We start from the raw sequence: 13,294 nt of genomic DNA, 5'->3' as shown, positions 1-13,294 counted from the left end.
TACTTGAGCGGGGTTTTGCGCCACGCTGGGGCGTTCGGTAACAAAGTGGTGCGCGATGGGAAACGCTGAAAAGCAAAAGATCGCAGCCTTCGGCAGCTCCTACACGTTCATGCCATCCACAAAATTTGCGGCGAACACGATCAAATGTAGGAGCTGCCGAAGGCTGCGATCTTTTAAGGATTTTGGATCAGCGCGCGATCAGCTCGATCACACAGCATGGGCCATTGCTGGAGATATCCAGCAGGCCAACGTTACCGTCCAGCTGCAGACAATCATGGCGCCCTAGCTGAGAGGCGTTGTTACCCACCGTCACTTCAAGCTGTTCAGACACGCTGAACACCAACACGGTGCCGGCCGAGCTGAAAAACTGCTGTTCGCCCTCCAGCCATTGCAACCGCGCGCTGTAACGGTCCGGCGCATAAATCAGGTTGAAGTCGCGAATCGGCCCGCCGAGCAATGTGCAGGACACATGACTCTCGCCACTGAAAGCAAACGGGTCCAGCGGTAACAACGGCCGCGTGTCCTGGCCGTCGACGCGCAAGCTCATGCCCTCGCCTTGCAGCACGGTGATCACCCGCTCATAGCCGGCAAAGGTTGAAAACCCGCCCGACTCACCAATATCGGCAATCGACAGACGCCAGCCGAAACCCTCAAGGCCAGCACCTCCATCACGGGTGATTTCTTCAGTGCTGCCGCCGCCGTTTTTCCACGGCATACGCGGGTAATCGGCCGCGTGTAAAACTTTCAACTGGCTCATTTCGGGCTCTTTATTTATGGAACCGTCCTTCCAGACGATGACGGGAACCGGGGTGGATCAAACGGGCGGCGGTCACAGGCTGACGACCAGACCAGGTGCGGCGACGAATCAACAGGCAAGGCTCGCCCTTTTCAATTTGCAGCAACTTGCATTCGGACGGCTCGGCGAGAATCGCTTCGACCACGTGCTCGCCTTCGGTCAGCGGCGCAACCTGATTCAGATAGGCATAAGGGGTTTGCAGGGTGAAGTCTTGCTTGAGGTAGTCCGGCGCCACCAACGCGTTGACGAAACGGTCTTCGATTTGCACCGGAATATCGTTTTCGAAATGCACGATCAGCGAGTGGAAAACTTTCTGGCCTTCGCGCATGTCCAGGGCCACGGCCCGCTCGGAACCGGCGGCCTCTTCTTCGAGGGTGATCACCTTGCAGGTGTGGCGATGACCGCGGGAGGCGATCTCGTCGGCGATGTTGTGCACTTCAAACAAAGCAGACTGACTTTTCGGCTCGGCGACGAACGTACCGACACCCTGCATGCGCACCAGCAAGCCGTCGGCGGTCATCTCGCGCAGGGCGCGGTTGATGGTCATGCGGCTGAAACCCAGCTGATTGACCAACTCGCTTTCCGACGGGACGCGGTAGTGCGGCGGCCAGTTTCCACTGTCGATCTGCTGGGTGATCATCTGTTTGACGCGGGCGTACAAGGGCGCCGGACTGTCGCCCAGATTGGCGCTCAGATTGGCATTCGGCGGCAATGTGGCAGACGGAGTTGGCACGGTTAATCCTTGTTCATTTGTTGAGGGCTACTAGCTTGCCGGAGTTTACCGAGCAGGCAAACGTCTGTATATGTATATACAAATAACACACGATGGGGTGCTGAACCATGTCCGCCTTCTTTGCCGAACGCGCGCTGCTGCCTAGTGGATGGGCCAACAATGTACGTCTTGAGGTCAGCGCCGATGGCGTGCTGACCCATATCCAGGCCGATTCTCACGCAGATGACGCCGAACGGCTGAGCGGTCCGCTACTGCCGGGAATGCCGAATTTGCACTCCCACGCCTTCCAGCGCGCCATGGCCGGGCTGGCGGAAGTGGCGGGCAATCCGAATGACAGTTTCTGGACCTGGCGCGATTTGATGTACCGGCTCGTCGGAAAAATCAGCCCGGACCAACTCGGCGTGATCGCCCGTCAGCTGTACATCGAAATGCTCAAGGCCGGTTACACCTCGGTCGCGGAATTTCATTATGTACACCACGATACGAGCGGCCAACCGTACGCAGACCCGGCCGAACTGGCGTTGCGCATCAGCCAGGCCGCCAGCTCCGCCGGTATCGGGCTGACCCTGCTGCCGGTGCTCTATAGCCACTCCGGTTTTGGTGGCCAGGCCCCGAACGAAGGTCAGCGCCGCTTTATCAACAGCACCGAAAACTACCTGAAACTCCAGTCGCGCTTGCAGCCGATCCTGACGCAGCAGCCGGCGCAGGCATTGGGTTTGTGTTTCCACTCGTTGCGCGCGGTCACACCGCAGCAGATCAGCGAAGTGCTGGCGGCCAGCGACAAGCAGTGCCCGGTACACATTCACATCGCCGAACAGCAGAAGGAAGTCGATGACTGCCTGAGCTGGAGCGGTCGCCGTCCGTTGCAATGGCTGTACGAAAACACCGACGTCGATCAGCGCTGGTGCCTGGTCCACGCGACCCACGCCAACCCGGAAGAAGTCACGCTCATGGCCAAGAGCCGCGCCATCGCGGGTCTATGCCTGACCACCGAAGCCAACCTCGGCGACGGGATTTTTCCGGCAGTAGACTTCCTGGCGCAGGGTGGGCGCATGGGCATCGGTTCCGATAGCCATGTGTCCTTGAGCGTGGTGGAAGAATTGCGCTGGCTGGAATACGGCCAGCGTCTGCGCGATCAGCGGCGGAATCGTTTGTATGGCGCGGATCAGCCGATGGTCGGCCGCACACTCTACGATGCCGCGCTGGATGGCGGTGCCCAGGCGCTGGGGCAACCGATTGGCGCCTTGGAAGTCGGCAAGCGTGCGGATTGGTTGGTGCTGGACGGTAACGATCCGTACCTGGCGACGGCCAGTGGCGACGGGATTCTCAATCGTTGGCTGTTTGCCGGAGGTGACCGTCAGGTGCGGGATGTGCTGGTCAACGGCCAGTGGGTTGTGCGTGACGGGCGCCATGCCGGGGAAGAAGAGAGTAATCGGGCGTTTACCCAGGTGCTGCGCGATCTCTTGGGCTGACACAAAAAAATGTGGGAGCGGGCTTGCTCGCGAAAGGGTCGTCACCTTCAACACAATTGTTGACTGACAGACCGCTTTCGCGAGCAAGCCCGCTCCCACATTAGATCGCCGGTAACAGTTAGTTCGAAGTCTTGGCCATCTTGCTATCCGATGCGCGCCAGATCAGTCGCGTCGTGTCATAACCCTGCTGACGCGCCTTGCTCAGCAGTTCTTCGCGCACGACACCATTGACCGTCGGGGTGCGCGACAGCAGCCAGAGGTGACGGCGGCTCGGGTCGCCGACAATCGCGGTCTTGTAATCATCGCTGACGTACAACACCCAGTACTCTCCCTTCGCCACACCCGGGATCAGTCGCGAGAACCAGGTATCGAACTCGACCCACAGCTTGTCGGCCTTGCCGGGTACCTGTGGATAAGCCGTGCCTTTGGCCTCTTCCCATTGCCAGTCCGACGTCAGGCAGCGGTTCAGCACCGCCATGTCACCTTCAGGCTTGAGACTGTAATGGGCCTCGGATTGTGCGCAGTTGCGCTGAAAATACACCGGCAGACGCGCCAGTTCGTACCAGGTTCCCTGGTAGCGCTTGAGGTTGACCGTGTTGACAGTCTTGGGTGCCAACGGATCTACGCCAGAAGTGGCGCAGCCGGCCAATACCAGGCCGGCAAAAAGTACGATCAGTAACCGCTTCATTATTTTTTTCTCCCGTGGGCGAATAGCCCCGGTTTACTTCAGGCCTTGGCCAGAAAACATCAGCACTTTGTCACCGGCATACTGCACGCTGATAAAGCTGTTTTTGTCACCCCAGGTGCAACTGGACATGCCGAGTGCGCCGGAGCAATCGGCAGGTTTGCCCAGCAAGGTTTCAACCTCGGCCTTGGGCATGCCGGTCGACAGCTTCGAATAATTTTCCTGATTGATCTTGCCGCACGCTGCCAACAACACGCAGAACGAGAGCAAGGCGATAGATCGCAGCGACATGGTGTAACTCCTGGGGCGTAGGGAATGGCATGGCTGCCAAGCTGAAGCTTAGAAGAGAAAACCCTTGTCTGGTTCCCTGACCCTGCGGCTATTTGTTCGGCCATCCGTCTGCCCTTTACGATAAATCAGCCACTTTTTCGCGCCGTTGAGTATTTCGTCGGTTTTCCTGCAGGCCGCCTAATCTTTGGCGCCGGCCAGTCGACATAGAAGCAGTGTAAAGCCTTCCACTGTGGCAAATTGACACCCCTTGTTGACCAGCCCTTCGCGGTAGCTCATTTAATGACCAGAAACATGAAGTTCAGCCACAAAATCCTGTTGGCCGCCGCCCTTGTGGTGGCCGTTGCATTCGTCTGTTTCATCCTGTTCAACGATTACCGCCAGCGGCAGACTCTGCGCAGCAATACCGAGTCCTCGATGCAGGAACTCGGCAGCCTGACCACCAGCAACATTCAGACCTGGCTGGAAAGCCGCATTCAATTGCTGCAATCGCTGTCCCAGCAAATCGCCGTGGACGGCAGCGCCCTGGCCAATCTCAAGCGCGCCATCGATCTGCCGGCCTATACCAGCAACTTCCAGCTGAGCTACTTCGGCGGCACCGATGGCGTGATGTTCTCGGTCCCGGCCGGCAATCGCGCTGCGGACTATGACCCGCGCGCTCGTGGCTGGTACAAGGCGGCCAACAACGCGCAACAGACCATCGTCACCGAACCCTACATTGCGGCATCGTCGGGCAAACTGGTGATTACCGTTGCCACGCCGGTGAAGCACCAGAATCAAATGATTGGCGTCGCCGGTGCAGACATTGATCTGTCCAGCGTCAGCGCGATCATCAACTCGCTGAACTTCGGCGGTCATGGCCATGCGTTTATCGTCAGCGCCGACGGCAAGATCCTGATCCACCCGGACAGCAAACTAGTGCTCAAGAACCTGGCTGACGCGTACCCCAACGGGGCGCCGAAAATCAGCCCGGGCCTGAAGGAAGTCGAACTGGACGGCAAAACCCAGTTCATCTCCTTCACTCACGTCAACGGCGTGCCGTCTGCAGACTGGTACGTGGCGCTGGTGCTGGACAAAGACACTGCGTTCTCGATGCTCAGCGAATTCCGCACCTCGGCGATCATCGCCATGATCATCGCCGTGGTGATCATCATCGCGCTACTGAGCATGTTGATCCGCGTGCTGATGCAACCGCTGCTGACCATGGGCCGCGCCATGCATGACATCGCCGAAGGCGAAGGCGACCTGACCAAACGCCTGACCATTCACGGCCAGGATGAGTTCGGTGCGCTGGGCACTTCGTTCAACCGTTTTGTGGAACGTATTCATACCTCGATCCGCGAAGTGTCCTCGGCCACCGGCCAGGTCAACGAAGTCGCCTTGCGAGTCGTCGCGGCCTCCAACTCGTCGATGTTCAACTCCGATCAGCAAGCCTCACGCACCAGCAGCGTGGCGGCAGCCATCAACGAATTGGGTGCCGCTGCCCAGGAAATCGCCCAGAACGCCGCCCTCGCCTCGCAACACTCGAGCGACGCCCGTGCCTTGGCCGAAGACGGTCAGCAAGTGGTGGATAAAACCATCGCCGCCATGCAGCAGCTGTCGGCGAAGATCAGCGATTCCTGCGGCAACATCGAAACCCTGAACAGCAACACGGTGAACATCGGTCAGATTCTGGAAGTGATCACCAGCATCTCGCAGCAAACCAACCTGCTGGCGCTCAACGCAGCCATCGAAGCAGCCCGTGCCGGTGAAGCCGGCCGTGGTTTTGCCGTGGTCGCAGATGAGGTGCGCAACCTCGCCCACCGCACTCAGGATTCGGCGCAGCAAGTGCAGAAGATGATCGAAGAACTGCAAGTCGGCGCCCGGGAAGCGGTCAGCACCATGACCGACAGCCAGCGCCAGAGCGAAAGCAGCGTCGGCATCGCCAACCAGGCCGGTGAGCGCCTGGGCAGCGTGACGCAGCGCATCGGTGAGATCGACGGGATGAACCAGTCCGTGGCGACCGCGACTGAGGAGCAGACCGCTGTGGTGGAGTCGATCAACGTCGACATCACCGAGATCAACACGCTGAACCAGGAAGGTGTGGAGAACTTGCAGTCGACGTTGCGTGCGTGCGCTGACCTTGAGCAGCAGGCGGCGCGGTTGAAGCAGTTGGTGGGCAGTTTCAGGATCTAGTGCTTTTGCGGGCCTCTTCGCGAGCAAGCCCGCTCCCACATTTGATCTCGGTCGTACACAAAATCTGTGTTCGCTGAAAACTCAATGTGGGAGCGGGCTTGCTCGCGAAGGCGGCATCATCTGCAACGAAAATCTAAAACCGAGACCCAGGCTTCGAAAGAAACTCAACTTCCTCAGCCGTAGACTCACGCCCCAACACCGCATTGCGATGGGGAAACCGTCCAAATCGCGCAATGATCTTCTGATGCCGCTCGGCATAATCCAGGTTGTCGGCAAACACCGCCCGATCCGCCTCCGGTTGCTGTTCAACCAGATCAAGAAACCGCGAAACCGCTTCGTTCTGCACCGCCAGGTTTTCGCAGTGCTCAAACACCAGATAGATAAACACCCGCTGGATCGGCCGCAGTTGCCGATCAAAATCCGCAGCAATGCCTTGCGCTACCAGTGCCTGAGCCCTGAGATCGCCTGAAAAGGATTTGGGGGTATCGCGAAAGATCATTCGCGGAAGTTGATCGAGTAGCAGCACCAAGGCCAGCCAACCTTCAGGGTGTTGCACCCATTCGGTCAAACCGCCGGCCAGTGCCTGCTCGACCAGGTCCCCGAAACGCGTGCGCGCTTCGAGGTCCTGGCTGTCGCGCTTGCCGAACCATAACTTGCCCTTGTCAGCCGCTATTTCGTTGGGTGATTCGAAAGATCCAAACCACCATTCGAGTAACGGCTGCCAGGGCGCAGTCATGGTTTATTCCTTGTGGTAAGCCGTGACGCGGGCAACTTCTTCTTTCGAACCGAGGAACACCGCAACACGCTGGTGCAGGCCTTCCGGCTGGATGTCGAGGATGCGCTGGTGGCCGTCAGTGGATGCGCCACCGGCTTGTTCCACCAGGAACGACATTGGGTTGGCTTCGTACATCAGGCGCAGTTTGCCCGGCTTCGACGGCTCGCGGCTGTCGCGTGGGTACATGAACAGACCGCCGCGGTTCAGGATGCGGTGTACGTCCGCGACCATCGCCGCGACCCAGCGCATGTTGTAGTTCTTTTTCAACGGGCCTTCTTCGCCAGCCAGCAATTCGCTGACGTAGCGTTGTACCGGAGCTTCCCAGTGCCGCTGGTTGGACGCGTTGATCGCGAACTCCTGAGTGGACTCCGGGATCTTGATGTCTTCATGGGTCAGCACGAAGCTGCCCATTTCGCGGTCCAGGGTGAAGCCTTTCACACCGTCGCCCAGGGTCAGGATCAACATGGTCTGCGGACCATAGATGGCATAACCGGCGGCCACTTGCTGGGTACCTGGCTGCAGGAAAGCCTTTTCATTCAAGGGCTCGTTCTGGCTCAGGTATTCGTTCGGGCAACGCAGTACCGAGAAGATGGTGCCGACCGGCGCGTTGATGTCGATGTTCGACGAACCGTCCAGTGGGTCAAATACCAGCAGGTACGCGCCTTTCGGGTATTTGCCCGGGATCTGGTAGGCATTGTCCATTTCTTCGGACGCCATGCCGGCCAGGTGACCGCCCCACTCGTTGGCTTCGAGCAGGATTTCGTTGGAGATCACGTCGAGTTTCTTCTGCACTTCGCCCTGGACGTTTTCAGTGCCCATGCTGCCCAGGACGCCACCCAGGGCGCCTTTGGAGACGGCGTGGTTGATTTCCTTGCAGGCACGCGCCACCACTTCGATCAGGAAGCGCAGATCGGCAGGAGTGTTGTTGCTACGGGTCTGCTCAATCAAATAGCGACTCAAGGTAACGCGGGACATGGAAGGCTCCGGTGGAATGGGGGGCTAAAAACCCGCGCAGTTTAACGCGAGTCGGGGCGCATTTCCTCCTATCAGACGTGATACACCCAATAGAGTTCATGTGCGGGGTTGAGCGTAGTTCGAAATGGGGTCGATGTGGCTTGTGGATCAGTGGCAGATTGAGGTTTTTTTGTGGCTGATAGACCGCTTTCGCGGGCAAGCCCGCTCCCACAGTAGATCTTCAGCGTGCACAACATTTGTGTACGACCGAGATCCAGTGTGGGAGCGGGCTTGCTCGCGAATGGCGCATAGCACCAGCCATCCTCAGGACTTAGCAGCAGGCTTGCGCAGCAAGCTGAACGCCATGGCCCCCAGAAACAGCACACTGAGCAACAGCACCGCCCACAGCCCGAACTTCTTCCAGTTCGTGTCCGCCACCGCAGGCACGGTCGCCGCCGGAGTCACCACAACCCCACCCTCCACGGTCGCCTTGCCCAACGCCGCCAGCTTCGCAGCGCTGTAATCGGGAATCAGCGTCGACAACGGCAAGCTCGCCGCCTTCACCGTCGCACTCCCCAACGCCAGCGTATAAGGCCCGGCACCGCGCGCCAGGAACACCAGTTGCGTGGAGCGCACGGCAAACCGCACGGTCGGCGCTTCGGCGCCCAGGCCACCGCCGCGCTCATCCACCGTCAGCTTCAATTGCTGCACGGTCTGGCCCGGCAGCTGCAATTCGTTCTGCACCACGTCCTGGCCATTCTGGGTCAAGCGGTAGAGCAAACCGCTGGTCAGCGTTTGCCACGGCAGGCTGGTTTCCCGGCGACCCGACAACGTCACCGGCGCCAGGCTGTTGGGCTGATTCAGCTCGATCTGCAAGCGCTGGACATTCAACCCCATCGGCAATTGCCAGATGTACTCACCGGCCTTCACGCGGGTGCCAGCCAACGGTTGCGACCAGACCAACGGCAGCGGCAAGGTGCGAGGGTTGGTGCTTTCCAGTTGCGCCGAAGTCAGCGCTGGCGCCGATTGCGGTGAGCTCCACAGCAAACGCAGATAGCGCGCTGATTGCCCCGGCAGGCCGACCTCATGTTGTTCAACCCGTTCGTCGGCAAACGTCAGGCGGGCCACCTGCCCTTCGCCCCACGACTGCCAATGCTGCAAATCGTCGCTGGCTTCAATGCTGAAACGCTGGAAGCCGTCGCGATCGCTGGTCCAATCGAGGATCAATTGCTGTAACGGCGCCTTGATGCGGCTGGCATCGAGTAGCCAGCCGCGCAGCTCTTCTTCGCCCGCCTCCAACTGGCTGGACGGCTGCACTTCGATCAACGTGCCGTTGGTGTTCGATTGCACGCGCACACTCGGCGCGCGTTCGGTGGCATCCGCCGAGTTGTACAACGGGAACCACTTCACGTCGTGAAGCATACGGTTTTCGCGGGTCTGCGCGGGTTCCCGGGCCAGCGCATAAGCCTGAGGCTCACCGGCGGCGTTGAACACGCGTAGATCGCTGAGATCGGTTTGTCGCGCCTTCAATTGCACGCCCAAGGGTAATTCCAGGCGATACCACGGGCCTTCGCCACTCACCGACAGCGGCACCTGCGCGGCAAAGTCCGCCGGTTTTTCCTGCGCGCCGGCCGACAGTGTCACGCCCAGTACAACAGCACCCCACCAGCCCAGGTTCAGCTTCTGACTCAAGACGACACTCCTTCGGTTTCAGGGGCCGGTTTTTCAACATCCGGCACAGCCTCGGCACGCTTGGGTGGCAATGGAGCGAAATAGCCCACCACCAACAGCAACACGCCAACGCCGATAAACGACACGATCCGCGCGAGCCCGCCACGGTTACTCAATTCAACGAAGAACAGCTTGGCGACCACCAGCGCGATCAGCGCCGCGCCGATCAGCCAGACTTCGCGGCGATGACGCAGATGCCCACCGATCATCAGACTCAGCGCCATCAGGGTCCAGACGATGGACAGGCCGGCCTGCACCAACATCGACCCAAGCAGCAGATCCAGCGCGTACGGCACGCCACCCCAATGGTGAGCCGCGCGCATCACCAGCGCAGTGAAGAAGACGAACAGCGAAACCCCGGCGATCACTTGCGTGGCGTTATCGGCGTACTCCTTGCGAATCGCCAGTTGCGTCACGGCACTGCGAGACCAGACGTAAACGCCGAACAGGGCAAACAACAGACCCAGCTCCAGCGGGTTAATCAGTGGCACATAGGGCAGCGGCTCGGCGGTGCCGTCACTGGCGATGTTCGCCAACCAGAACCAGCCGAGCATCAACAGTGCCAACGGCGCAGCGGCATAGACCCGGTACTCACGGGGATAAGCCGACACCGGCCATGGCCATGCACGCGGTGCAGCTATCAGCACCAGATACAGGCTCGGCAGAATCGCCCAGCCCAACCAGCGCCAGGCGTTGTACTGCTCCGACAACAGCAGCAGACCGTAACGCAGCTCCAGGGCCAACACGCCGATCAACAACCAGCAGCCGAGCACATGGGCGGCGCTCAGGGCTGTTGCGGGCAACGTCGGCGCCAGACGCCGCAGGGAGATGAAATGCACGACGAACACCGCAACCCAAACCAGCCAGCCGACGTTGGCGGCCGGGTGATAACGCGAATGCCAGGCCGCGAGCAGCACCATACCGGCAGCGGGAATCAGCAAGGTGCAGAGCCAGCCCAGCGACGACCACTTCAGGCGCAGCGCCAATACCGTCCACAGCGCGACACTCACGGCGGCGACGGCCAGCAACAAAGTGGCTTGCAGGTTCGACGGCGCAAAGCGCAGCACTTCGCTGACCCACGCCAGCGCCCACCAACCCGCGCCCCACACCAGCAACACTTCGGACAAGCGCTGCAGGCTCAACCCATCGAAGGCCGAGGCATGATTGCCGAGCTGCAAACGCCAGGCCCCGACGAAGGCGGCCAGCCCCAGCACCAGCGGCGTCCAGAAACCGCTATGCGCCAGCGGTCGCAACCCTTCGCTGAGCAGCGGGCCGAGCAGGTCTGGCCCGGCGAACAGGAACGCCGCGCCGCCGATCACCTGCAACAGCAGACCAAAGACAAAACTCACGCGCTGCTTCAGGTACAGGCTCAACCAGATGATGAACAAACCACTGGCGGCCCACACCGCACTCGCGGTTTGCCACGGCAACACGAACAATACCGCGAGGTTGATCAGCACCAGGCCGGCCAGCAACACCACTGACAAACCGCGCAGCAAGCGCACGTCCTTGCGCACCATTTCGTCGCGGGCCGCCAGCAACATCCCGGCGATCAATGCCAGCCCGATCAGGGACGCGCTGAGCAAACCGCTCCAACCGGCGCTGAACACCGCAGCCGACTCACCACCCGCCCCTTGCAGCCGCAACAGGAACAACGCACCACCGAGCAGTTGCACGGCGAACGCGGTGAACAGGAAGGTTCGCGATTGCAGGCGCAGGCCGACGAGCAGCGTCGCCAACCCGGCCAGCGCCCAACTGATCGCCGTGCCATGAGTGAAGAAGAACAGCGGCGCCAGCAGATAGAGGAACGTCAACCCCAGACAGGCCAGCACCGGTAGCGCTTGGCGCTCCCACTGCGACGCCTGCTCGGGCAACGCTTTGCGTAATTGGTAGAAGCTGAACAGCAGCGCCACACCGAGCATCAACGCTCCCAGCGGTGCGCCATCGAGCAGGCTGCTCTCACCGGTCCGCAGCTCACTGAGAAAGGCCAGTGCCGAGCCCAGCTGCAGCAGCAAGGCAAAGGCTCGCGCCAGCGGTCGTTGTTGACGCAGGCCGAGCCAGAAAATCCCCGCGCCTTCCACCGCCCAGGCGGCCGCGGTCCAACGCGCGTCGAGCCCCAGCGGAATTGCCAGGCTGGCGAAGATCACACCAAGTGCCAGACAGGTTTCCGCCAACAACAGCGCTCGACCGCCCATCAGCAACCGTGCCAGCCCCATGTAAATCATGCCCAGTGCCAAGGCGCTGAAGGCGGCGGCAAATTCCAGATGCTCCACCAGCGCGAACTGCAAACCGAAGCCCACCAGCGGAGGGGCGAACAGCATCGTGCCGTCAACGTAATCGCCCTTGCGCGCCGACCAGTGCAGCAGTGCATCGCGGCTGTCGTCCTCGGGCGCATCGCTCATTTCCAGCAGTTTGCGCCGGGCGAACAACAGGCCGATGGCCAGGTACATCAGGAAAAACAGGATCAGGAATGGCTCGGTGCTCCACAGCAGTTCAGGCTTGTAGGAGCGCAGGCCCCAGGCCAACCCGATGCCGAAGGTGCCGACAAAACCGATCAGGTTAAGCAGCCGCCAGGCCTTGAACCACGCGATGGCGAGGATGCCGGCATTGAGCAAGGCGAAGTAGCTGAACAGCGCGACATGGTTGCCGGCGCCGGTGGAGGTCAGGATCGGCGCGGCGAAACCACCCAGGGCAGCAGCGGCAGCCAGGCCCAAGGCGTTTTGGGTAATGGCGAGAATCGCCGAGAACACCGTCACCACCACCAGCAGCCCCAGTGCAGCCGTGGGGTCGAGCAACGGATGCAGACGCATCGCGGCAAATACGGTCAGGTACAACACCGCGATCCCGGTGCCTTGCAGCATCAACGCGTAATTGCTGTTGCGCAGACGCAGCAACCAGCCCAGCGCGAGCAAGCCCAAGGCCGCCGCCGCGACACCGGCATAACGCAACTCGACCGGCACCACCATGCCTTCGGTGGCATAGCGCAACAGGAAGGCCAGGCCGAGGAACAACAGCACCACGCCAACTCGCAACACGGTATTACCGCCGAACAACCAGTTGCGCGCGCCGCTGATGGCGCGCTCGATGAAGTTCGGACCGCGAGGCGCCGCCGGTTGTTGTGGTTCGCGGGCAACCGGTTCGGGTTTCCAGGCATCTGTCTGCGGACGACTGGCTTCGGCCGCGGCCGCTGTGATGGGTTCGAGTTCAGGCGGCAGCTCCCAGATCAGCTCCGGGGATGCGACAGGGGCTTGCTCGAGAATAATTTCAGGGGATGGAACCGGCTCGCTAGCCGCAGGTTGACTGGCTTCAGGTGTTTTGACGCCCGACACTTCCAGCAATGCCAGTCGCTGCTCGACCGCATGCAGCGCAACCTGCGCCTGATCGAGCAAGCGTCGCTGCTCGGCGCCTTGAGTACTCAAGCGGCCGATGCGGATGGCCTGGCCAATACCCAGCCCGAGCAGAGCGCCCAACAGCGCATCGCTGAACGACTCGTCGAGTAGCCAGCCCAGCAGCAGCCCAATCAGCATGAACATCCATTGCATGGTCGATATCCCTAAGCAGCCCCGCGGTGGGGCAAATCCGGGCGATACAGCGTCAACGCTCAGTCTAGTGAGCAGATACCCGGAGTCCAGTGTGAGAGCAGATTGCATCTGCACCACAAATCCAATGTGGGAGCGGCGGTGCG

At 60.7% G+C, this 13,294-nt stretch carries 10 protein-coding genes and 1 pseudogene; 3 read left to right on the top strand and 8 right to left on the bottom strand.

Annotation, left to right across the window (positions count from 1 at the left end):
- Window positions 1-187: 187 nt before the first annotated feature.
- Together PMI36_RS23570 and hutC are read right to left on the bottom strand one after the other, a co-directional pair.
- Complete coding sequence (locus PMI36_RS23570) at window positions 188-757, bottom strand: HutD/Ves family protein (RefSeq protein ID WP_008068814.1); 570 nt, start codon at window positions 755-757, stop codon at window positions 188-190.
- A 10-nt stretch (window positions 758-767) separates the two neighbouring features.
- Complete coding sequence (gene hutC, locus PMI36_RS23575) at window positions 768-1,436, bottom strand: histidine utilization repressor (RefSeq protein WP_231669701.1); 669 nt, start codon at window positions 1,434-1,436, stop codon at window positions 768-770.
- A 200-nt stretch (window positions 1,437-1,636) separates the two neighbouring features.
- Between hutC and PMI36_RS23580 the strand changes: the two genes are divergently transcribed.
- The gene (locus PMI36_RS23580; protein WP_008068807.1) at window positions 1,637-3,001 is read left to right on the top strand and encodes a formimidoylglutamate deiminase; all 1,365 of its coding nucleotides are present in this window, start codon (window positions 1,637-1,639) and stop codon (window positions 2,999-3,001) included.
- A gap of 118 nt (window positions 3,002-3,119) precedes the next feature.
- On the opposite strand, the gene PMI36_RS23585 is transcribed toward PMI36_RS23580, so the two are convergent.
- Window positions 3,120-3,689, bottom strand: a complete 570-nt coding sequence (locus PMI36_RS23585; protein ID WP_008068806.1) for a lipocalin family protein — start codon at window positions 3,687-3,689, stop codon at window positions 3,120-3,122.
- A gap of 33 nt (window positions 3,690-3,722) precedes the next feature.
- Window positions 3,723-3,977 carry a hypothetical protein gene (locus tag PMI36_RS23590; RefSeq protein ID WP_008068804.1) on the bottom strand — a complete coding sequence of 85 codons (255 nt, stop codon included), beginning with the start codon at window positions 3,975-3,977 and terminating at the stop codon, window positions 3,723-3,725.
- Between the two features lie 279 nt (window positions 3,978-4,256).
- Between PMI36_RS23590 and PMI36_RS32370 the strand changes: the two are divergent.
- Window positions 4,257-5,291 (top strand): annotated as a pseudogene (locus PMI36_RS32370) (HAMP domain-containing protein); the annotation flags it as partial.
- A gap of 93 nt (window positions 5,292-5,384) precedes the next feature.
- Window positions 5,385-6,149 carry a methyl-accepting chemotaxis protein gene (locus PMI36_RS32365; RefSeq protein WP_370694726.1) on the top strand — a complete coding sequence of 255 codons (765 nt, stop codon included), beginning with the start codon at window positions 5,385-5,387 and terminating at the stop codon, window positions 6,147-6,149.
- 133 nt (window positions 6,150-6,282) lie between these two features.
- On the opposite strand, the gene PMI36_RS23600 is transcribed toward PMI36_RS32365, so the two are convergent.
- The 4 genes from PMI36_RS23600 to PMI36_RS23615 form a co-directional block, all read right to left on the bottom strand.
- Window positions 6,283-6,885, bottom strand: a complete 603-nt coding sequence (locus PMI36_RS23600) for a DUF924 family protein (RefSeq protein WP_008068801.1) — start codon at window positions 6,883-6,885, stop codon at window positions 6,283-6,285.
- Between the two features lie 3 nt (window positions 6,886-6,888).
- Window positions 6,889-7,899: a class 1 fructose-bisphosphatase gene (locus PMI36_RS23605; RefSeq protein WP_008068799.1), complete on the bottom strand. Its 1,011-nt coding sequence runs from the start codon at window positions 7,897-7,899 to the stop codon at window positions 6,889-6,891.
- 303 nt (window positions 7,900-8,202) lie between these two features.
- Window positions 8,203-9,570: a DUF3999 domain-containing protein gene (locus PMI36_RS23610; RefSeq protein WP_008068797.1), complete on the bottom strand. Its 1,368-nt coding sequence runs from the start codon at window positions 9,568-9,570 to the stop codon at window positions 8,203-8,205.
- A complete protein-coding gene (locus tag PMI36_RS23615) occupies window positions 9,567-13,151 on the bottom strand; it encodes a DUF2339 domain-containing protein (protein ID WP_008068795.1) in 3,585 nt (1,194 codons plus the stop codon). Before PMI36_RS23615 ends, PMI36_RS23610 begins: the two co-directional genes overlap by 4 nt.
- Window positions 13,152-13,294: the final 143 nt, after the last annotated feature.

It is taken from the genome of Pseudomonas sp. GM79 (assembly GCF_000282495.1).
GTDB lineage: Bacteria > Pseudomonadota > Gammaproteobacteria > Pseudomonadales > Pseudomonadaceae > Aquipseudomonas.
Note: the sequence above shows the minus strand (reverse complement) of the source record. Positions and strands in the feature narration are given on the sequence as shown.

Bases quoted from the DNA above. Each gene is read 5' to 3' on its own strand.
- PMI36_RS23570 (WP_008068814.1), bottom strand. From the start codon at position 757: ATGAGCCAGTTGAAAGTTTTACACGCGGCCGATTACCCGCGTATGCCG.
- hutC (WP_231669701.1), bottom strand. From the start codon at position 1,436: ATGATCACCCAGCAGATCGACAGTGGAAACTGGCCGCCGCACTACCGC.
- PMI36_RS23580 (WP_008068807.1), top strand. From the start codon at position 1,637: ATGTCCGCCTTCTTTGCCGAACGCGCGCTGCTGCCTAGTGGATGGGCC.
- PMI36_RS23585 (WP_008068806.1), bottom strand. From the start codon at position 3,689: ATGAAGCGGTTACTGATCGTACTTTTTGCCGGCCTGGTATTGGCCGGC.
- PMI36_RS23590 (WP_008068804.1), bottom strand. From the start codon at position 3,977: ATGTCGCTGCGATCTATCGCCTTGCTCTCGTTCTGCGTGTTGTTGGCA.
- PMI36_RS32365 (WP_370694726.1), top strand. From the start codon at position 5,385: ATGTTCAACTCCGATCAGCAAGCCTCACGCACCAGCAGCGTGGCGGCA.
- PMI36_RS23600 (WP_008068801.1), bottom strand. From the start codon at position 6,885: ATGACTGCGCCCTGGCAGCCGTTACTCGAATGGTGGTTTGGATCTTTC.
- PMI36_RS23605 (WP_008068799.1), bottom strand. From the start codon at position 7,899: ATGTCCCGCGTTACCTTGAGTCGCTATTTGATTGAGCAGACCCGTAGC.
- PMI36_RS23615 (WP_008068795.1), bottom strand. From the start codon at position 13,151: ATGCAATGGATGTTCATGCTGATTGGGCTGCTGCTGGGCTGGCTACTC.